The sequence below is a fragment of the Adlercreutzia sp. ZJ141 genome (assembly GCF_011038965.1).
GTDB lineage: Bacteria > Actinomycetota > Coriobacteriia > Coriobacteriales > Eggerthellaceae > ZJ141.
The window spans coordinates 13,771-33,321 of the sequence record NZ_JAAKEB010000008.1; the positions used below are offsets into that span (position 1 = coordinate 13,771).

The window sequence follows — 19,551 nt, forward strand, 5'->3', positions numbered from 1 at the left end:
CACAGCACATGTACCACTTCGGATGCGCGCAGCGCACCACAATACACCTACTACTTCGAGCCGAGTCGCTTAAGCGCGTACCGCACAAGCGCACCCTCGTCTGCATCGTGCGGTGCGCCTTTGAGCGCAAGCTCGGCTTCTGCCGAACTGAAGCCCATTGACAACAGCGCCTCACCTGCCGAACGCATCGAGACATCAGCATCATCCGAGCCATCCGCAGCATCGGATTCGCCAAACAGACTCTCTTCTACCTGATCAAACGAGCCTTTCAACTCCAAGATAATGCGAGATGCCGTTTTTTTGCCCACGCCGGGAATGCGTTGCACAGCGGCAACATCCTGCGCCGATATAGCCCTTGCCAGCTGGGCGGGAGAGTAGAGCGACAATGCGGCGAGCGCCATTTTCGGCCCAATACCAGAAACGCTGATAAGCTTGCCAAAGAGTGCCTTTTCCTCAAGCGACAAAAAACCAAACAATGACGCGCCATCATCGCGCACCTGCAAATGCGTATGAATCAAGATGGCATTCCCCTTATCGGGAAGCTTCGCAAGCGCCGACTGACTCATGTTTACCTCGTAGCCAACGCCGGCAACGTCGATATAGGCGCACGTTGAACCTTTCCCCGCCACCATACCGTTCAGAAACGCAATCATTGTTTGCTATGCACCTTTCCAACTTGAATACTGTTCCTGCCTCACATGATCGCGCGCAAGTGCCCGAGCAACAGCAGCATCGAAGCCAGCCGCCGACCCTTCATCGCACGGCTCGCATACGCCCGCATGCGTCGTGTAGCAGATGGCTGCCGCCAACGCGTCGGCCGCATGATCGGGCCGGGGTACGCCATCCAAGCCGAGCAACTGTCGAACCATGTATTGCACCTGTTCCTTCTCGGCTGAACCCGTGCCCACTACGGCCAGTTTGATCTGCCGCGGCGTGAACTCTCCCACGTCGATGCCCCCTTCAGCACACGCCACCAACGCCGCACCGCGTGCCTGACCAGTAGCAAACGCAGCCGTAATGTTCTGGCCGAACCACACCGTTTCTATCCCCACACATGACGGGGAAAAGCGATCGATAACGGCACCCACTTGCTCGTGGATCTTTTGTAAGCGGCGCGCAAGCGGCATGCCCGCATCAGTTGACACGCACCCGTAAGCAACGCACGACAGCCGCGGCCCTTCTTGGCGCACGACACCCCACCCCGTATTTGCCAAGCCGGGATCAATACCGAGCACCGTTCGTAGCGCTTGAGCCATGCCATCCTTTCCGTGCACTGAAACGCAATGTGTTATTCATTTTACAAACGTTTGTTCGCTTATGATAACACACTTTGCCCGATCAGAACGAAAACCTACCGATCCTTTCTCGCTTATCCTGCCCTTACCCCGCGCAAGCAACGGCGCCAGCGAGCACCAGGCCTTCTTCGTCGTAGAGTACGACCGCCTGACCGTAAGCACATGCTCGCTGTGGCTTATCGAACACGACCCGCAGCATATCACCCGTCACTTCAGCAATCGCCGGCTGAGGTTCTTGTCGATAGCTTGTCTTACACATCACCCGAACCGCACCGTCAAAATGTGGCACGGCAACGTAGTTCACGTCGCACGCCGTTACCGTACGAGAAAGCAGCTCATCGGAAAAGCCAATGATCAGCTGGTTCTTTTCGACACTCTTACCAATCACGTAATACGGCTCGCTCGCTGCGATGCCAATACCCTTGCGTTGGCCGATCGTGTAGCGCAGCAAGCCTGCATGTCGACCACGCACAACTCCCTGCGTATCAACAATGTCGCCCACATCGCAGCACGAGCCCCGTTGCCGTTCGATGAAGCCTACGTAATCACCATCTGCGACAAAGCAGATGTCTTGACTCTCGGCCTTTTCCGCTGTTGCAAACCCAGCCTGTTCAGCAACAGCTCTCACAGTCGCTTTGTCCAGGTCACCTAAGGGAAATAGCATGTGCGCTAGCTGGTCTTGCGTGACGTTAGCCAACACGTAGCTTTGGTCTTTGCTCGTGTCACATGCCCGCCGAAGCGCGAACCGACCCGTTTCGGCGCAGAACTCGCGACGGACGTAGTGACCTGTGGCAACGTAGTCGAACCCGAGCTCGCGCCGACGCTGCTGCAATGCCTCGAACTTCAGGTACCGGTTGCAGTCGATGCAGGGATTCGGCGTGCATCCCGACAAGTAGCCATCACAGAAACGGTCAATCACCTGACTACGGAATCGGGCACAGTAATTGAATGTGTGATGTGGAATTCCCAAACGGCGGCATACCTGCTTGGCATCCTGCACGTCGTCAAGCGAGCAGCAGCTCACCTCGGAGTCTGCATCCAAGCCCGCCATACCTTCCCCATCAAACAGGCGCATGGTAACGCCTGCTGCTTCGTACCCCGCGTCACACACGAGCTTTGCCGCAACAGAGCTGTCAACCCCACCGCTCATGGCAACCATCACCTTGCCCAACCCTGAGTCGCCTAAGCTGCCCGGAGTACCCGTGGTATCCAAAGCACCGCATCCATCCAACTGCATTACCGTCACCTCCCCTGCTTTTTCCTTGAGTCAGCCACCGCAACAGCCGCGGCCACCGCAACAGCCGAGCACGAAAGAAGGCTGCAGCCCTGTAAAGCCACAGCCTTCCGATACGTACGCATTTAAACCGCGCGCTTACTCGTCAAGCGCAGCAGCAATCTCATCGGTGATATCCATGGTGTGATACACGTTCTGTAGATCTTCAAGCTCTTCCAGCTTGTCAATCAGGCGGAACACTTTCTTCGCCTCATCAACGGAAACCACCGTAGGCGTGGTCGCCTCCATGGTGAGCTCAGCGCCCTTTACCTCAACGCCCTGCTCTTCAAGACCCTTCTTCACCGCCATCAGATCGGCAGGCGCGGTGTAGACCACCCATTCATCCTCGGCGTCATCGTAGTCGTCGCCGCCAGCCTCGGCGACCGCCATCATGAACTCTTCTTCATCGGCAGCGGCACCGTTCGGTTTCATCGGGTTCTTCTTATCGCCCGTTTCAACCTCTTTGGCGACTACCACCTGACCCTTGCGCTCGAACATGTACGACACCGAGCCAGACGTACCCAGATTGCCGCCATGATGGTTAAATGCAGCGCGCACGTCGGCGGCAGTGCGGTTGCGGTTGTCGGTTAGCGCCTCACAATACACAGCAATGCCGCAAGGGCCGTAGCCCTCGTAGACGACCGTTTCGTAATTGGCGGCATCCTTGCCCGACCCGAACGCCTTGTCAATGGCCGTTTTAATCTTGTCCTTGGGCATGGACTGAGCCTTTGCCTTTTCGATAGCCGCGGCAAGGGAAGCGTTGTTTTCGGGATTCGGGTCGCCGCCCTCTTTCGCAGCTACGGTGATGTTGCGAGCCAGCTTAGAGAACAAGGCCGAACGCTTAGCGTCCTGAGCAGCCTTGCGATGCTTCGTGGTTGCCCACTTAGAATGTCCAGACATGTACGACGTCCCTTCAGAATTACTGTAATACCAGCCGAGCATGATACCACAGACAGAAAAACTCCCTGTTGGCATTCGTAGAGTCTTCATCAAACACGGTTCCAAACGCAACCCCGCGCGTCCGATAAGTCACCACGAAACAACTCGGCAACCCATAAATTCATAAGGTACGCTAGACTTGCTCAACGAGGGAGGAACCCGTGCAGAAGTGCGCGGTACATGGGAAAGGATCGGTGGCAGCTTATGCCAGAAGGGTTCGCAAGTATTATCCAACAGATGGCCGTACTGTTCTCGATCATTGCCGTTGGCTACATCGCGAACAAGACGGGGCTTATGGGGCGCGAATTCGATAAGCACATATCGAAGCTGGTGTTAAACGTATCGCTTCCCGCTATGATTTTGGCTTCAGTGCTCGATGTTAGCGAGATTCCTTCCCGATCCGACATTCTGACCACCGTCGTCCTAGCGTTTTTCGCATACCTCGTGCTTATCGCCATTGCGTTTATCTTCTGCTTTGTTGCGCGTTGTCGCAAGGGGATGCGTGGCGTATATCGTTTCATGCTCGTGTTCGGCAACACGGGCTTTCTAGGGTTTCCCGTGGTGGCTGCTATCTTCGGCAACGAGGCGATCATTTATGCCTCTATTTGCAACCTGCCCTTCAATCTGCTGGTATTTACCATAGGAGCTTGGTTCATCTCGTCGGACAGCGAAGAAGCGACGCCGGTTCGTGTGAGCGTGCGCACGTTTGCCACGCCCGCTCTCATCGCGTGTCTTGCCACCATCGCATTCGCACTCGCAGGCGTGTGTGCCGTGCCCTTCGCAGGCCCCGCTTTGAGCACGCTTGGTAGTTTCACCACACCCGCCGCCATGCTCATCGTGGGATCAGCTATGGCAAACATGCCCGTGCGTGACCTGCTCGGTAACCCCCGGCTATTCGCTATGGCCGTCGTGCGACTGCTGGTTACCCCGGCCATCATTTATCTGACGCTCCATGCCTTTGTGAGCAATGCCGTGTTGCTAGGCGTTTTGGTGGTGACATGCGGCATGCCAGTGGCAACCAACGGCACTATGCTCTGCTACGAATACGGTGGCAACAGCAAGGTTATGGCGCAGGGAACGTTCATCACCACAGTGGCGTCGCTCGTTAGCGTACCGCTGCTAGTGTTGCTTTTGGGGTAGGGAAAGAAGACGCCAGGTCCGACGTATCGTGCGGCAAGAACACTGCGGCAAGCGCGCTACGGCAAAAGTGTTACGGCAAAAGCCCCTTACGGCAAAAGCCCCATGGTTTCCAGTACGAAGTAACCAAGCACAAGCGCGCCTACCACAATACGATACCAACCAAACACCGTGAAGTCGTTCTTTTTGATGTAACCCATAAGGAACTTAATCGACACCACCGACATCACGAAAGCGGTGACAACACCCACCACCAACACGACGACTTCCGTAGTGGTCATGGCGATTCCCGCCAGCACGAACTTGACAGCCTTCAGGCATCCCCACCCAAACATAACAGGAATAGCCAAGAAGAACGTGAACTCGGCCGCCGCCGTGCGCGAGCAGCCACACAACATGCCACCGATGATGGTGGAGCCGCTGCGGCTGGTTCCAGGGATAATGGCGAGCACTTGAAAAAGACCAATCTTGAGTGCGGTCTTCCAATCGATGTCATCGACAGTGGCAACCTTGAACAGCTGCCGCTCGGCCGCCGCTTCAAGTTCGACGTCCGACATTACTACAGGATCACCGATGCGTGCATGCTTGCCGCGCGGACGCGTCATGCTTTGGGCTTCGGCGAAAAGCATCGACTTTGCCTCGTTTAAGCGACGGCGATTGCGGCGCTCAAGCACAATGAAGACAACACCGTACAGCACAAGCATAGCCGCCACAGTCACCTTGTTGTAGAAATGCTCGTTCACCCAATCGTCCAGCGCGAAACCAAAAACGGCGGCAGGAATACAGCCAACCACCACCATGCCCCACAGCCGCCAGGTACTGCGACGCTCATCAGGCGTCTTACGCGGACTAAACGGGTTGAGCTTATGGAAGTACAAAATGAGTACCGCCATAATGGCACCCAACTGGATAACCACCAGAAACAGCGCCAGAAACTCATCAGACACCTGCAGCTTCACGAACTCGTCAACCAAGATCATATGCCCGGTCGATGAAATGGGAAGCCACTCGGTAATACCCTCAACAATGCCGATGAGCATCGATTTCAATGCTTCGATAATCATAGTCGCGCACCTTTGCGATCGGTTTTAAGCGAAAACACTCACGCAGTATACCAATGCTCGCTTACAAGCCGCCGCCCATGCGAGCGAAACGCTGCGTTTATCCGCATTCCTTGCGTATTCTTCTTTCCCTGGCTCTTCCTCTGCCACCTTCCTTCTCTGGTCATTTCTCTTCCTCCGGATCATCCCCTTTTCCCTTGACTTTTCCCTTCTTCCCCTCCCCTTCTTTTCCCTTCTCGTTTACTCCCCGTGCATTTTCAAAATGACGAATTCTCATGCGCCATTTCGTGCGCAGACGGCGAAGTGCGCGGTATTATGCGCTGCAACAGGTAACTCCGATTAAGAAAGCGACGTGAAACCGGCATGGAAAACGCGATCCGTGCAACCAACAACAGCCGTGCAGGATTCGCCGTAGCGACCATAACCTTCGTGGTTGCTTTCGTGAGCAGCAACGTTCCCGTACCCCTGTACGCAACCATTCAGGCGGCCAACCCCTCCATCACCGACGCGCACGTGTCGCTAACTATGTTCACCTATCTTCTGGGCGTGACAGTGATGCTACTGTTCTCGGGCAGACTGTCCGATGCCATCGGCCGAAAAGCGCCCACCGTGGCCTGCATGCTGTTCGGAGCTATCGGCTGCGCAATGTTCCTGCGCATCGATGGGGCCGTATCGCTACTGACAGCTCGACTGATGCAAGGCATCGCCTGCGGGCTTGCCATGGGACCGGTAAGCGCGCTGATTATCGACTTAGCTGACGAACGACACGAGGCATTGGCGCGCACCATCGTCGGCACGTTCGCCATGCTGGGCGTATCAATCGGCTCGGTAAGCATCGGACTGTGGAACTTGGTGGTGACTGACTACGCTCCTGTACTGATTGCCGTCATCGTGCTGCAGGTTATCTGTGCGGCAGCCGTGCTCGTGGTACCCGAGACAGTGCCAAAAGACGAGCGGATCCCCTTGGCAAGCGTCGTGCGCGCTCCTATTTCTATCCCCAAGAACGTACGATCGGTGTTTCCCGTAGCCGCCATCGCATACGTGTCGGCATGGGGCATGGGAACCTATTACCAGGCGTTTAGCTCACTAGTCGCAGCTGACACATTCGGTAATATGAGCACATTGCTCGCGGCGATAGTCCTGTCGCTTGCCATGTGCCCAAGCTGCTTGGGTGGCCCTCTTGAAGCCCGTCTGCCGAAGGGAGTATCGCTTCGGGTTGGCATGTGGCTGTTTTTGGCATCGACCATTGCCATGTGCGTTTTCATGAGCACGACAATGCTCGTGCCGTTTTTGGCGTCGGTAGGCGTGTTCAGCTTGTCAATGGGAATCTCTCTGTCAGGCAGCTTGCGCATCCTGTTCGCCGCCGATCCTCATACGGGCAGCGCGTCGATCATATCGTCCATCAACTTGGCGGCATACGTGGGGTGCAGCGTGCTTAACGCCGGCATGAGCGCGATCGTGAACGACATCGGACTCTTCGGCACGCTGCTCGCAGTGTCGGCGCTCTGTGTAGCAAGCGTGTTTATGTGCGTGTTCTTGAGTAAGCGGATGGAGAAGCGCGAGCAGCAAGTGGCGGCAAGCGTCAGCGGGCATGCGGCGTAGCGAAAGCCGCAGGCGAGCATGCTGGTTGCGGCAGGCGACCGCGAGCGCGCAGGTTATGGCAACAGGAACTGTGAGCGTGCGGCAAGCGCTAGCGAGTAAACCTGACGTCACACACCGACAGATGGTCTGCGCATTTCCGTGCCTTCCCGTATATTTCCGCGCCCTCTTTTCCGTATTTGTGTAAGATGGTCACGTTTGAATTATCTTGTTCCGCAGCAACCGAAGGAGCATTTCGTGGCCAGCACAGCACCCGATCAGAAAGTACTCGTTTTCGACTTCGGAGCCCAATACGGACAGCTCATCGCGCGGCGCGTGCGCGATCTGGGCGTATACTCGGAAATCGTTGCGTGCGACACCACCGCCGACGAAGTGCGCGCGGCGGCACCAGCGGCTATCATCTTAAGCGGCGGCCCGGCGAGCGTGTACGCCGAAGACGCCCCGCAAATCGACCCCGACGTGCTGGCACTCGGCATACCCGTGCTGGGATTTTGCTACGGACAACAGATTATGGCCGCGACGCTCGGCGGCAAAGTAGGCAAAACCGAGAAGGGCGAGTACGGCCCCGCGCCACTGTTCCGCTGCGCGGGTTCAGCGCTCTACGAAGGCACACCCGAGAAGCAGACAGTATGGATGAGCCATCGCGACGCCGTAACCGAAGCACCTGCAGGCTTCGTAGTAACAGCTACGACCGATGTGTGTCCGGTGGCTTCAATGGAATGCGCTGAGCGCAAGCTGTACGCCACACAGTTCCACCCCGAAGTGCGCCATACGCCGCATGGTAACAAGCTGCTGGAGAATTTCCTCTTCGGCATCTGCGGTCTTGAGCGAAACTGGAGCATGGATTCCATCATCGAGGACAGCGTAACAGCCATCCACGAGCGCGTGGGAGAAGGCCGCGTGATTCTAGGGCTTTCGGGCGGTGTTGATTCAAGTGTGGTAGCCGCGCTGTGTGCCCGCGCCATTGGCAAGCAGTTGACCTGCGTGTTCGTAAATCACGGACTGTTGCGCAAGAACGAGCCCGAAGAGGTTGAAGCGGTGTTTACCGAGCAATTCGACGTGGATTTCGTACACGTGCACGCCGAAGAGCGCTACACACAGCTGCTGGCGGGCGTATGCGATCCGGAAGAAAAACGCCGGATCATTGGTACGCAGTTTTGGAACGAGTTCTTCGCCGTAGCAAAGAACCTTGCTGAAGACGGCAGGCCGGTGAAGTTTTTGGCGCAAGGCACTATCTACCCCGACATCATCGAAAGCGGCGCGCGCAAGACCGGCGGCAAAGCGTCTACTATCAAGAGTCACCACAACCTGATCCCGTTCCCCGAGGGTGTTCATTTCGATCTCATTGAACCGCTAGACCACTTCTTTAAAGACGAGGTGCGCGCACTCGGCACAGCGCTTGGGCTTCCCGATCACATCGTGCAGCGTCAGCCGTTCCCTGGCCCGGGTTTGGCCATCCGCATCATTGGCGAGGTGACGCCCGAAAAGCTGGAAATCTTGAAGAGCGCCGATGCTATTGTGCGTGAAGAACTGGACGCATACAATAAACAGCTGTTTGCCCAGATGGGCGCGCGTGGTGGCGAGGTGAGGCGCGAAGCGGCGGGCGGCCCCGAAGTGGAGCGCCCCGTATGGCAGTATTTCGCCGTGCTGCCCGATATTCGCAGCGTCGGCGTGATGGGTGACGAGCGCACGTACGCGCGCCCCATTATTTTGCGTGCGGTAGAGAGCACCGATGCCATGACCGCCGACTGGGCACGCCTGCCCTACGACGTGCTCGCGCGCGTGAGTTCGCGTATTGTGGCGGAAGTGCCCGGTGTGAACCGCGTAGTGTACGATATAACGTCGAAACCGCCAAGCACGATCGAGTGGGAATAATCTACTAGCAAAAAGCACCCCGCCTGAACTGGCGTTTCCGCCCGCTGACCTGGGCAATCCTTACAATATATGATAGTCGCGCAGGTCAGGAGAGTGGTGTCATTGCCACCGGGTTGCCACCGTTTTTTGATAAAAATAATAATTTTGCACCGCGCAAGGCGGGCTGGTTGTCAATACCATCTATGTGGAATTTGCGCGCGGTTAGGCACATAAATTAGAGCTTGCGGAATGTCATGCCAATGACCTGATGGCTAGATTAGTTATAAGGTCTATGGAGTAGAATATGTTCGCATAGTGATTGGAGCTGTATGGCTAACGACAGCAAAATGCTCACGAAGTCAAAGAGCAAGATAAACAACGATGAGTTTTATACTCTGTTTGAAGACATAGCGGCTGAACTGCCGAACTATAAGGAGTACCTGAGTGGCAAGCGACTACCCTTCCCATCCTCCTAGGCTGGGAGAGCTCGTGAAAAGGCTCAGGAAGGCCTCGGGAATCACCCAGGAAGAACTTGCCGACGCTGCCGGCGTAAGCGTTTTCTCCGTGAGGAGCTACGAGCAGGGAAAACGCACGCCAACGATGAGCAGCGCGTAGCTATCGCCAAAGCGCTTGGCGTGCCGCCAGAAGTTCTGATCGATTTCGGCATCACCAATCCCAACGAGGCGTTTCATTATCTGATGGAACTTGCGCATATCTATTACATGGCGCCTCAGATGCGCAGCATCGGACCCGTTATTGCGATGGATGAGAATTTGATTGCTATCGGCCTTCCTAAGAGGTCCGACCTAACCAAGCTGCTAGGCGATTGGCACGTTGCCTGGATTGAGTTCCAGGAGACCGGTGACGCCGCAGCTTATCAATATTGGCAGGATCATTACGAGGGATAAGGAGAATCGAAGTGAGAAAAGTGACTTCTGAAGAAACTGCGAACGGAAGCATCCGCATAGTTATAGGGCCTAATGGATATGGAAAGACAACTTACCTCAACGAGGAAAAAGCGAGACGCGAAGAAGCTGGCGAGACCATATTTTTCATTCCATCGGAAATAAAACTTTTGGATGAGGTAAAAGATACCGTTGATTCTTCGCAAACAATGGAGTTTTTGCTTACGGAGCTTCTTGAGACGCCAGAATATCTAGCAAAAAGGGATGCATTGTTTGAGGAAGCCGACAGGATAATCGAGGGCAATGTCTGTCGGATGAATTTGTTGCTTGAAGAGATCCTTCTGCTGAACGGGTCAACTAGGTCAAAAGACTTTATTGCCCCAAACTCAAAACGGGTCGTAAAAAACTTGATTTCCATAGGACAGGATGATGTCAAGAAAAAGATGGGCAGTGGCCAACGGATGCATCTTCTGCTAAAGCTGGCGTCGCAAAGCTGCAGAGATTACATATTTCTAGATGAACCAGAGAAATATTCCCATCCGTCTCTGTTGAACATAACCGCATCCCTCATCAATGATCTCGTGAATAAGGGTAAGCATGTCTATTTAGCAACTCATTCTCCCAAACTCATTTCAATGCTGACTTTTGATTATGCTGATTTGCGTTTGATTAACGATGACACCCATGCTTTGAAGGAAATTCCTTTCGACAGTGCCGTCGAGGAAGCCTCGGTGCATTTCAACGTTGGGGCAATGGAAAAGAAGTTCAAGCGCTATTATACAAGCGGCGCATCCCTAAAAGAGAGTATAGCGAGAAGGCACAACCGGTATTTTATTGAAGCATTGTTTTCAAAACGTATCTATCTCTGCGAAGGCGCAAATGATGAGCTATTAGTCAATGCCGCGCTGCAGAAATTCGGTGGCTACTACGGCGACTATAGCGTGTTTAAGGTGTGGGGTAAAACGAACCTTCCAGTGTTCGCGCAGCTATTTCAGGATTTAGGGATTGACCTGATATGTCTCTTTGATGTCGATGATGAAGCAAAACCTCGGCACAAAGAGGCGAATGCTGCTATTAGAGCAACTGTCCCAGCAGGAAAGATTATTGAAATGACTCCAAATCTCGAGGCCGAAACAGGCTACGTCGGGGAAAAAGCAGACGCTCTTGCTTTGATGGACCATCTTGAGGAGATAGAGCTTGATCATAAGTTCAACCTCTCCGAGATCTAGAGACGAAAAAAGCAATGGGATGAAAGCTGGAATCGTTGGGTGGGATTGCAGCATGATTACCATTTGTGAAATACCAAAGAAAAGCATTCACATTGCAGCGCTGCTGGTTTAAACTGGCTTCAGTGAAACAGTCCCCGTGGACTCTAAGTGAGGCGGGGACAAAGAAGGGTCGTTAGCTTGCTGGCGGCCCTTTGATTTTCATTAGGAGGATGAGTTGAAGGGTTTCAAGACAATTGAGGAGCAGATCGCTCTTCTCGAATCCAGGGGCATGATCGTCGGCAGCGATGCGGCAACAATCCTTCTTCGCGAAAACTACTACGCCGTCATCAACGGTTACAAAGACCCGTTTCTCGACAAAGCAGCAATGCAGTCAAGCGCCGATGACGTGTACCTTGCCGGAACCCGATTCGACTGGCTTTACGGTCTTTTCAAGCTCGACCGAGAACTTCGCCAAATCACCTTCAGCTACCTCATTCAGGCCGAAGCGGCGCTCAAGACAGCCACCGTCTACGCCTTCTGCGACAAGAACCGAGGTATCTCCGATTATCTGGACGAAAGCTCTTTCTGCGAGCCGAAAGACATCCTTGTCCCCAAGGCTTTCAGGAAAAACAAGGTCGCTTTGCATAAAGGAAACCTGCAGCGATTGATGGGAGTCCTCAAGGGCAAACTGGACCCCGATAAACCGCACAGGCCGTTCACAGAGCACTACCTTCAAGCTTACGGAGAGGTTCCGTTGTGGGTGCTCTCTAATGATTTGACCTTCGGCAACATGTCCCACTTCTATCAGCTGATGAAGAGGGGTGAGCAGAACGCTGTTTGCAAGCATCTGTCCGAAACGACGCTTCGAGGGACAAAAGATAAGAGGGTGACGCCCCATGACGTCTTGAGGGCGTACGAGGTTCTGGTTCATTTCAGGAACCTTTGCGCCCACGATGAACGTCTTTACTGCGCTATGAAAGACAACGATACTTACGCAACGATGCTTCGAGTCCTTGAAATCGCTCTTCCGAAAACCACCATTGAGACTATGAAGGGCGAATTACACGACCTTCTTGAGAAATATCAGGATCAGCTGCATGTGATTACGGTGTCTGATTTGCAAACTCAGCTTAGCTTGGATTAGCTTATCTGGGCTAGCTTCCATTTAGTTCCCAAGCACCATAAAGTCGGTAACGCTTGGGGGAAATTGTGCATACTTCGTTTGACTGGTGTAAACATAAGATTCAGCTTATCGCAGTAGAATAGAAGTAGCTTGTGCTTACGCAGCGAGCAATCCTCCACATGCAAACTCGTATAGAAAGTTGCCATTGTAAAACGTCAAGAAGGGCAGAATATGACAGATCGGCAATGGAAAGAACTTGCGAAGTGGTGTTTGGACAACGGACAACGAAAATTAACCAAAGATGAAAAGGAAATAATAAAAGCTGCAATTGATCAAGCGGACAGTTTGGAAGAAATGGCACAAATAGCCTCCCTTAGCTTGATTATTGATTCAAATAGGTAAACGTTTTGATTATTCGCGCTGATTGCTCTCACTGATTTCATATTTGTGCTCACCCATTTGCACCAGTGTGCGCACCCCGCCTAATAATCCGTTTTCACCAATGTGTTTGCTTCCTAGACTTGTTTAGTTTCGCCATCTAGATAAGGAAAGGAAGTGATTTGTATGGCAAAGAAGATAGACGCCAGGCTCGTCCTGGAGCTACTCGGCAAGGGTATGTCGGGAAGGGAGATATCCCGAACCCGACACATCGCACCACAGAGGCGTACGGTATCTCCCGAGAGGACGTTCTGGGAAAAGGCGACCATCTTGCACAAGGAGACATTCCGCACAAACGGCAGGTTCCCTTCCAGGTATTCCCGTCACTACTACGACCTCTACAGGCTGGCGCATTCCAGTGTCAAAGAGAGGGCGCTAAGTGATACGGGGCTCCTTAAGAGCGTAGTTGATTTCAAGATGACGTTTTGTCGGTCGAACGCCGCTCGATATGATCTATGCGCTCCTGGAACGTTGAGGCTTGTACCTCCGGAAATTGCCATGCCTCTGGTTGAGCAAGACTATGCATCCATGCAAAACATGATATTTGGCAGTGCTCCTGATTTCAGTGAACTGATGTCGGGCATTTCGGAGCTTGAATCAGAGATCAATGACCTTGCGTCTGCAGAGGATTAGTTTTATGCGTATATCCGATGCCGATGTTAATTCCTAAGCGCTGTTTCGCAATGTATTGAGCGGTATGGAGTTAATCCTTGAGCACGGGTACGTCAATTCCTGGGCACTCTCATGATCATCCTGCATGGTAAAGACGACCGTGCTTGAGGCCGTACACGTGGGACGCCTCGTGCGCATTGCGCCGAAGAGCTACGAGGACCCGCTCGTAAGACGCGGCGCCTGAGGGTGCGAAGGGGCCTGCGAAAGCGTGCAGCCCTCATTTTCTCGAAGAATCACCAGGTCAGACTAACGGTGCCAATTTGGCACCGTTAGTCTGAACAGTCAGTTTCAACTTGTCGGCGCCATCACGTGAGCATTGCCAACTTGTATACATTTTTGCTAACATTCTGACATGACTCATTTTGATGACATATACGAGATCGCGGCGGACAACTACGGCCTTGTCACCACGGCGCAGGCCGAGGAGGTCGGAGCTACGAGGTCGGAGCTCGCTCGCTGGGCGAGGCTCGGGAAGCTCGATCGGCGGGGGCGCGGGCTGTACCGCATCTTGCAATGGGTTCCGACAGAGTACGACCGCTACGCCGAGGCGGTAGCCCTTGTTGGCGAGGAGGCCTTCCTTGTTGGCGACGCCGTGCTCTCGATGCACGGGCTTGCGCTCGTGAACCCCGCCAAGATCACGGTCGCAACACCTAACCGCACAAGGAAGGCCCTGCCCGAATGGGTGAGCGTCGTCCCAGCAAAGGACGCAGAACAGACGATATATGAGGGTATACCGAGTCAAAGCGTTTATGATGCTCTGGTGGCTTGCAAAGGGCGCGTGATGCCCGAGCGCCTGCTCGACGCCGCGCGCGACGCGAAAGAGCGGGGGCTTGTCAGAGACGACGAGTACAGACGGTTGAGAAAGGAGCTAGCTTGAGCAGGCCAAACAGCCGGAGAAACCTGGACATTGCCATCGAGCGCATCGCCGACGAGGGCGATGCCGTGCGGCTGCGCCGGTCGATGGCAAACGCCATAGTCGCCCAGATGCTCCCAGAGGGCGCGGTCAAGGGCGGAAGCGCGCTCAAGCTCAGGTTCGGGTCTTCCGCAACCAGGTTCTCGAAAGACCTCGACGCCGCGCGGTTGGCGGATATCAAGCAGTACGCGAAGGCGCTGGCGAATTCGCTGGAGGTCGGGTGGAACGGCTTCACGGGGTGACGGAAGAAGGCTCGTCGCGGGCGCACGACCTCGTCGACCTCCAGGTGCAGATCGCCGAGGGTGAGGTCAACTTAGCGGAGACGAGGGTGATCTGCGAAAGGCTCTTCAACTATCGAAAACTTCAAAGCTGGCCGCCCGTTGTGACTAGGGGTGAAGATTGGGAGAGCCTCTATGCTGATGCGGCTTTGGGGCTTCAAGTGCTTCCGACCGTGGATGAGGCGATAGACTGGGCGAATAGGCTCATTGAGAGCATCGATGCGGCGAAGTAGCATACGTAGCTTTTTGTTGTTCACTGTTTACGGGAATATGCCCTGCTCGGAGCTACGGTACCAATTTGGTACCGTAGCCTTTTCGGACAAGCGGGTGTCATCACGAGCGAACCACTTGATGCTATCCGATTGCTATGACATTGGGCGTGAACTCAATCTGAACTCAGCATTTCGCGTTTGTGCTGGTCAGTGTTTTACTCCGCTATGCGGAATTTACTCCTTAGATATTCCAGGGGAGTAAATCTCCGGGAAACGGAAGCCCTCCTTCTGAGCTGTGAACTCAGTTAACGCGAAAGCATAGTAAAATACCAGCTCATGGGGCTGGTATTGATGCTTGGAATTTATTCCGGTGTCGTGCGTCTTGTTAGCTGTTTTGGGTGAGTTCACAACGATACTGTAACATCTGAACACGCATAGGAACGTGCGACACGAGATAGACGAAGTTATACGCATAGCACGGAAATCAAATACCGCGACGATCGAGTGGGAATAGGCGAACACTCATCTGTGAGCTTCTCACCCGATTTACTCCCGAGACGTCGGCTTTTCTCGTTCACGAAGGTGACTAAAATCTGCAAGCCACCGGTAAAATATGTCATTTTGAGTAAGCCCTCCGAAAGCCCGGAGTGCTTACGTTTTCCCAGGTAGGATGCCTAGAGCACTGCTTTTTCCCGCCAGAATAATGTTTCTGGAACAGCTGACGTGCGACAGGAAAAAGCGGTGCGCTCCGTGCGCTCGGTGAAGCCACCAGAAACCATCAACTGAGAATGTGAAAACGACTGAGTTCACGAAACAGTATCACTTTGAACTCACCCCTTTTTCGGGGGTCTGAAAACTGTGTTTCCCCAGGAAAACGGTAGGGAGTAATTTTTTTGGCGATACTGCGATTTTAAGGGGTTCCAAGACCGATTTTGTGTGGTCTGCCACTCGGTTTTACAGTATCGGCTGCCGCGCACGAGCTGCCGAAAAGGCGTCACCTTCGTCTCCACGGCTCTAAGCCTCGGAAACTCCCACACTGGATACGTCGTTGCTTGCCCGCTGTCCAACCTTACTCTGACCTACTCTAACCTGCTCTGCCCGCAGGTTAGAGTCCCCATCTGCGGAAACGAAGCGGCAGCAGCTTGTTGCGTCATTTTACTCTAACCTACTCTGACCTACCGGAGGGTGTAGTACTGTGACGGGTCGTTGGTGCTCGTACCGTGCCAAACAAGCAGACCCTTGTCCACCAGCGACTTGAGCGTTTTGCGTGCTACTTTCACGCTGCGCCCCATGTGGTTCGCCAAACCGGCCACGTTGGCACGACCCCTGCCAAAAACGTACTGCAGCGCCTCGCGCTCATACTCGCTGAGCGTCCCGTAGAGGTCATTACTCACACGATCCCTCAGGTTTTCTTTTTGCCGCTTTGCGCGCGTTTCTATGTTGTTCTTCAAGGTGAGCATGACTGATGCGTTGTTCGGCTCCGTGAATTCCGGCGGATCCAGAAACAAGTCGCGTATCTCGTCGTAAATACGGCCGACGCCCTCATTCAGCTCGCGCACCCAGCCAAACTCGATGAGCGTACGGGCAATGACGGGGTTTCTCGACCAGCGTGTATGTCGCATGTTCTCCACTGTCACCAGGTTGGGAAGCTTGCCGGGACTCTGTATCCCCATGCGGTCGTCGAAGATGGATATGCGGATGTAGTCACCGCTGTATCCGTAATTACGGTACGTTATCGCGTTGAACATCCCTTCGAACCAGCTGAACTCGGGGTATTCGGGGACTTCCTTGAACAGGCCGTCTTCGCCGAGGAACTGGAAGTCGCGCAGCTGCTCGGAGATCATAGCCTTGGCGCCGTCTACCACCTTCGGTATCGGGCCGTCGAATGTGCGGTCCTTCACGATGTTTAGTCTGCGCCCGGTCTCGCGCTTAACGCCGTCGTAGCGCAGCACTCGCACGCGGGCCCACGGCATGAACTGATGGATTATGAAACGGCGTACCGACTCACCGTGAAATCACACACCGATTGGCATGTAATACTCAACTTACGAGGAATTCATGACCGTGCTCGATGGCATTGGCTTGGATTTCACCAGCGCGGTGCGCTCCTTCATCAAGCAGACCGCAAAGGAGCAGAGTCTCCCCTTCAGGCCCTGCCTCGCTGCAACACAGGACGAACCTGAGGACAAATAGCTATATTCGCTAGAGCGTGACATCTTGATGCAAAATCGAATCGACTCATTGGGATGATTTCCCGATGAGTCGATTTTCGTATGCGGTCCCTGTCTACACAAATGCGAGACACTAATGATTCAGCGCGGCTCTTTTGACAGTCTTCACCCCCCTATCGCGCTTCTCTTTTTGCTTCATCGCGTTTACCCACGCTGTATAGATATCTTCGAAATCCCCCGAGGCCGCCTTGCGGCAGAATCCTCGATTGATTTCCAGAATCAAAGGGCCATGACAATCTCTTGCCCTAAGCCCCGAGCCGCATTCGCATGCAAGATGCCCCCTGTATTTGAGATTTCCCGTAGCTTAGGCTAGCAATCTTATTGCAGCCAAGGAGTCATTAACATCAAACAGTTCGCGGTATGCTTCTAAAATACCAAGAGTCCAATGGCTCCTGTCGCCCGAAGATCGCCGCCCCGCACATCATCAGGGCTTCCGTAACCAGGAACACCGCGATATCTGCGGTGATGACGCCTGCAATTTGAAGAAAAGTAACCGCGACAGGGGGAACGACCGAAAGGGCTATTTGCAAATACTTGAAGATCTTGGCTTTGGAGTACAGGCGTCTTTGTGCCGCCAGCAACCTGATGTTGGATTCCTGCTCTTGTCTTGTAATAATCGCCTTACCGTCGTTCAAACGCAATCCCTTCTAGCTATAAATATCCCGCCTGTGGCCAATTTCGATAGCGAGCACCACAAGCTCCTCATCCCTGATCTCGCAGAGCACGCGATAGTCTCCCACGCGGTAGCGCCATTTTCCGGACCTGTTAGCGGTTAGCCCCTTGCCGTGAGCGCGGGGGTCTGAGCAACCATCAATGTTCTTCAGCAGCCAGGCGACGATTACACGCCTGACCCCGGGATCCATCTTCGACAGCTGTTTGTCGGCTTTCTTGGAAAACTCCAGGCGCCACATGCTAGAGGTACTTCTTTGCTATCTCGGCTGCAGAGATGGTTACCGGGTCAGAGTCGAACTCAGCCTTGGCCTCTTCCCAAGCCTTAAGGTCAAGCTCGTCTTCGATTCGCTCCAGCGCAACCTTGCGCATGAACTCGGAAACGGATGTTCCGAACGCAGCAGCGTAATCGGAAATGAGAGCTTTCTCCTCGCTCTCCAGCCTAATTGTCATTGTTGCACTCGCCATCTTAGCCTCCTTAATACATGTAAGACATTGTAGCACAACACCTCGCTGGCAACAAGGATCTCACCCTGACGTAAGTCCAAGAGCCCATCAATAAGACGTAGGGATGGAGGGATGTGACCCAGACAGTTCACTCACATCCCCAACTCCTTTCAAAGGTACTCGGTAGCGCGGCCGAGCACCGCCATATAATCTAATTGAGCTTGATTGGTCTCTCGGGCTTCTTCCTGCCAGAGTAGTATGGACAATAGTCAGGTTTTGCCTTCACGCGATTTCTCACAGTCATCTCGTAAACATGCCCACACTTATCTTTCCACCAGACCTTCTTGATGCTCTTCCTATCTACTAGTGGTCAGTTAAGCATTAGCTCCCTATCCATGTAGCCGACCACGGTGGCACTTGTGTGCACGTGCACTATCTATTGCAGCTCCTCGCTATGTGGCGTGGGCGCTCGGGTTCGCCGACAGGGTGCCCGCCGTCCTCTACGCAGCATTCGAGAAGGCTCCGGCAACCGCTCTAGAGGGGGTGCATGTCAGCACCTACTGTCCCAACGTGCCAACCGTCTCGGCGAAGGGGCTCACCTCGCTTTCCCCGGAAAGCATCGTCGTGCACATGGCGTAGGGCCCGAGCGTGGTGAGATCGTGACAGGGGGTCGCCGAGTGGCTCCCAGACGTCGCCTACGAACTATAGACGCCGCGACTGTGCTCGTGGAACTAGAGGGAAGACCACGCTCAGCCGCCGCCCGGACCGGGTACCTCCTTCAGGGCATGCGACCGGACGTCGCCGACGCCATCATAGAGAAGAGCCCTCCTCACTCGAAGGCGCGTTTCGGTACAGGCACGGCGAAGAGGAACGACGAGAGATGGCAGGTGTCCGACGCTGCCCTGCCCTTCGATCCCCGCGAGATGGAAAGGGTCCTATGACCAGAGAATATGACATCTGTCTTCGATGTTATGGGAGCCACCGAAGAGCTCCGGCTCCCGGTCAGCGAAATTGCCGATCCACTTGAACATGGATGACTCGGATAGCCTGTTCACGCGACACCACTCGGCCACGCTCATGTCGGACGCGAGGTAACGTTCCACCTGCGTCCGCCACTGATCCCTGCTGAATCTATTTGCCATTCGCTTGCTCCAATCTCAATCGATCGGAATATCGCCTAAGGCGGATACTGGTTCCAGACGCTAATCAATTACCGCTAACGATTAACCAGCGCAGTAGGCGCAGCAACGAAACGCAATAGCGGCTGTTTTGCGCTATCGCTGCCGCCGTTACTCCG

Annotated in this window: 24 protein-coding genes; 13 read left to right on the top strand and 11 right to left on the bottom strand. The window is 54.2% G+C overall.

The window, feature by feature from the left end; all coding sequences use genetic code 11:
• Positions 1-50: 50 nt before the first annotated feature.
• The 4 genes from ruvA to G7Y44_RS05105 all read right to left on the bottom strand — a co-directional run bounded on the left by ruvA (position 51) and on the right by G7Y44_RS05105 (position 3,468).
• The gene (gene ruvA / locus G7Y44_RS05090) at positions 51-653 is read right to left on the bottom strand and encodes a Holliday junction branch migration protein RuvA (RefSeq protein ID WP_165248100.1); all 603 of its coding nucleotides are present in this window, start codon (positions 651-653) and stop codon (positions 51-53) included.
• A 6-nt stretch (positions 654-659) separates the two neighbouring features.
• Positions 660-1,256: a crossover junction endodeoxyribonuclease RuvC gene (ruvC, locus tag G7Y44_RS05095; protein WP_165248102.1), complete on the bottom strand. Its 597-nt coding sequence runs from the start codon at positions 1,254-1,256 to the stop codon at positions 660-662.
• A gap of 124 nt (positions 1,257-1,380) precedes the next feature.
• Positions 1,381-2,532: a tRNA 2-thiouridine(34) synthase MnmA gene (mnmA, locus tag G7Y44_RS05100; protein ID WP_165248104.1), complete on the bottom strand. Its 1,152-nt coding sequence runs from the start codon at positions 2,530-2,532 to the stop codon at positions 1,381-1,383.
• Positions 2,533-2,667: 135 nt separating this feature from the next.
• Complete coding sequence (locus G7Y44_RS05105; RefSeq protein WP_165043590.1) at positions 2,668-3,468, bottom strand: YebC/PmpR family DNA-binding transcriptional regulator; 801 nt, start codon at positions 3,466-3,468, stop codon at positions 2,668-2,670.
• Positions 3,469-3,687: 219 nt separating this feature from the next.
• On the opposite strand from G7Y44_RS05105, the gene G7Y44_RS05110 reads away from it, so the two are divergent.
• Entirely contained in the window at positions 3,688-4,647 is a 960-nt protein-coding gene (locus G7Y44_RS05110; protein WP_241159195.1) for an AEC family transporter, read from the top strand.
• Between the two features lie 86 nt (positions 4,648-4,733).
• Here the strand turns inward: G7Y44_RS05110 and G7Y44_RS05115 are convergent, their stop codons facing one another.
• Complete coding sequence (locus G7Y44_RS05115) at positions 4,734-5,708, bottom strand: undecaprenyl-diphosphate phosphatase (RefSeq protein WP_165248106.1); 975 nt, start codon at positions 5,706-5,708, stop codon at positions 4,734-4,736.
• A 360-nt stretch (positions 5,709-6,068) separates the two neighbouring features.
• Here G7Y44_RS05115 and G7Y44_RS05120 point away from each other — a divergent pair, with 360 nt between their 5' ends.
• The 11 genes from G7Y44_RS05120 to G7Y44_RS10410 all read left to right on the top strand — a co-directional run bounded on the left by G7Y44_RS05120 (position 6,069) and on the right by G7Y44_RS10410 (position 14,928).
• Positions 6,069-7,307 (top strand): MFS transporter, encoded by a 1,239-nt coding sequence (locus G7Y44_RS05120; RefSeq protein WP_165248108.1) that lies wholly within the window; start codon positions 6,069-6,071, stop codon positions 7,305-7,307.
• A gap of 234 nt (positions 7,308-7,541) precedes the next feature.
• Entirely contained in the window at positions 7,542-9,179 is a 1,638-nt protein-coding gene (gene guaA / locus G7Y44_RS05125; RefSeq protein WP_165248110.1) for a glutamine-hydrolyzing GMP synthase, read from the top strand.
• Positions 9,180-9,602: 423 nt separating this feature from the next.
• The gene (locus G7Y44_RS05130; RefSeq protein WP_165043603.1) at positions 9,603-9,773 is read left to right on the top strand and encodes a helix-turn-helix transcriptional regulator; all 171 of its coding nucleotides are present in this window, start codon (positions 9,603-9,605) and stop codon (positions 9,771-9,773) included.
• A 20-nt stretch (positions 9,774-9,793) separates the two neighbouring features.
• Entirely contained in the window at positions 9,794-10,066 is a 273-nt protein-coding gene (locus G7Y44_RS05135; RefSeq protein ID WP_165043605.1) for a hypothetical protein, read from the top strand.
• 11 nt (positions 10,067-10,077) lie between these two features.
• A complete protein-coding gene (locus G7Y44_RS05140) occupies positions 10,078-11,292 on the top strand; it encodes an ATP-dependent nuclease (protein ID WP_165248112.1) in 1,215 nt (404 codons plus the stop codon).
• Positions 11,293-11,506: 214 nt separating this feature from the next.
• Positions 11,507-12,415: an Abi family protein gene (locus G7Y44_RS05145; RefSeq protein ID WP_165248114.1), complete on the top strand. Its 909-nt coding sequence runs from the start codon at positions 11,507-11,509 to the stop codon at positions 12,413-12,415.
• Positions 12,416-12,625: 210 nt separating this feature from the next.
• Positions 12,626-12,796 (top strand): hypothetical protein, encoded by a 171-nt coding sequence (locus G7Y44_RS05150; protein WP_165043615.1) that lies wholly within the window; start codon positions 12,626-12,628, stop codon positions 12,794-12,796.
• Positions 12,797-12,958: 162 nt separating this feature from the next.
• Entirely contained in the window at positions 12,959-13,465 is a 507-nt protein-coding gene (locus tag G7Y44_RS05155) for a nucleotidyl transferase AbiEii/AbiGii toxin family protein (protein WP_165248116.1), read from the top strand.
• A 391-nt stretch (positions 13,466-13,856) separates the two neighbouring features.
• Positions 13,857-14,381 carry a type IV toxin-antitoxin system AbiEi family antitoxin domain-containing protein gene (locus G7Y44_RS05160; protein ID WP_165248118.1) on the top strand — a complete coding sequence of 175 codons (525 nt, stop codon included), beginning with the start codon at positions 13,857-13,859 and terminating at the stop codon, positions 14,379-14,381.
• Complete coding sequence (locus G7Y44_RS10405) at positions 14,378-14,659, top strand: nucleotidyl transferase AbiEii/AbiGii toxin family protein (RefSeq protein ID WP_241158114.1); 282 nt, start codon at positions 14,378-14,380, stop codon at positions 14,657-14,659. The genes G7Y44_RS05160 and G7Y44_RS10405 overlap by 4 nt, the downstream gene beginning before the upstream one ends.
• Positions 14,656-14,928 (top strand): hypothetical protein, encoded by a 273-nt coding sequence (locus G7Y44_RS10410; protein ID WP_241158115.1) that lies wholly within the window; start codon positions 14,656-14,658, stop codon positions 14,926-14,928. Before G7Y44_RS10405 ends, G7Y44_RS10410 begins: the two co-directional genes overlap by 4 nt.
• Positions 14,929-16,082: 1,154 nt before the next feature.
• Here the strand turns inward: G7Y44_RS10410 and G7Y44_RS05170 are convergent.
• The gene (locus G7Y44_RS05170) at positions 16,083-16,880 is read right to left on the bottom strand and encodes an ATP-binding protein (RefSeq protein ID WP_165043733.1); all 798 of its coding nucleotides are present in this window, start codon (positions 16,878-16,880) and stop codon (positions 16,083-16,085) included.
• 85 nt (positions 16,881-16,965) lie between these two features.
• Between G7Y44_RS05170 and G7Y44_RS05175 the strand changes: the two genes are divergently transcribed.
• The gene (locus tag G7Y44_RS05175; RefSeq protein WP_165043736.1) at positions 16,966-17,100 is read left to right on the top strand and encodes a hypothetical protein; all 135 of its coding nucleotides are present in this window, start codon (positions 16,966-16,968) and stop codon (positions 17,098-17,100) included.
• Between the two features lie 382 nt (positions 17,101-17,482).
• Here G7Y44_RS05175 and G7Y44_RS05180 read toward each other — a convergent pair whose 3' ends face one another.
• The 5 genes from G7Y44_RS05180 to tnpA all read right to left on the bottom strand — a co-directional run bounded on the left by G7Y44_RS05180 (position 17,483) and on the right by tnpA (position 19,396).
• The gene (locus G7Y44_RS05180) at positions 17,483-17,773 is read right to left on the bottom strand and encodes an S-4TM family putative pore-forming effector (protein WP_165248120.1); all 291 of its coding nucleotides are present in this window, start codon (positions 17,771-17,773) and stop codon (positions 17,483-17,485) included.
• A gap of 12 nt (positions 17,774-17,785) precedes the next feature.
• Positions 17,786-18,049 carry a type II toxin-antitoxin system RelE family toxin gene (locus tag G7Y44_RS05185; protein WP_165248122.1) on the bottom strand — a complete coding sequence of 88 codons (264 nt, stop codon included), beginning with the start codon at positions 18,047-18,049 and terminating at the stop codon, positions 17,786-17,788.
• 1 nt (position 18,050) lies between these two features.
• Positions 18,051-18,260 carry a type II toxin-antitoxin system RelB family antitoxin gene (gene relB / locus G7Y44_RS10415; RefSeq protein ID WP_165248124.1) on the bottom strand — a complete coding sequence of 70 codons (210 nt, stop codon included), beginning with the start codon at positions 18,258-18,260 and terminating at the stop codon, positions 18,051-18,053.
• A 205-nt stretch (positions 18,261-18,465) separates the two neighbouring features.
• Complete coding sequence (locus tag G7Y44_RS10550) at positions 18,466-18,603, bottom strand: zinc-ribbon domain-containing protein (protein ID WP_165248246.1); 138 nt, start codon at positions 18,601-18,603, stop codon at positions 18,466-18,468.
• Between the two features lie 586 nt (positions 18,604-19,189).
• Positions 19,190-19,396 carry an IS66 family insertion sequence element accessory protein TnpA gene (gene tnpA / locus G7Y44_RS05200; RefSeq protein WP_165248126.1) on the bottom strand — a complete coding sequence of 69 codons (207 nt, stop codon included), beginning with the start codon at positions 19,394-19,396 and terminating at the stop codon, positions 19,190-19,192.
• Positions 19,397-19,551: the final 155 nt, after the last annotated feature.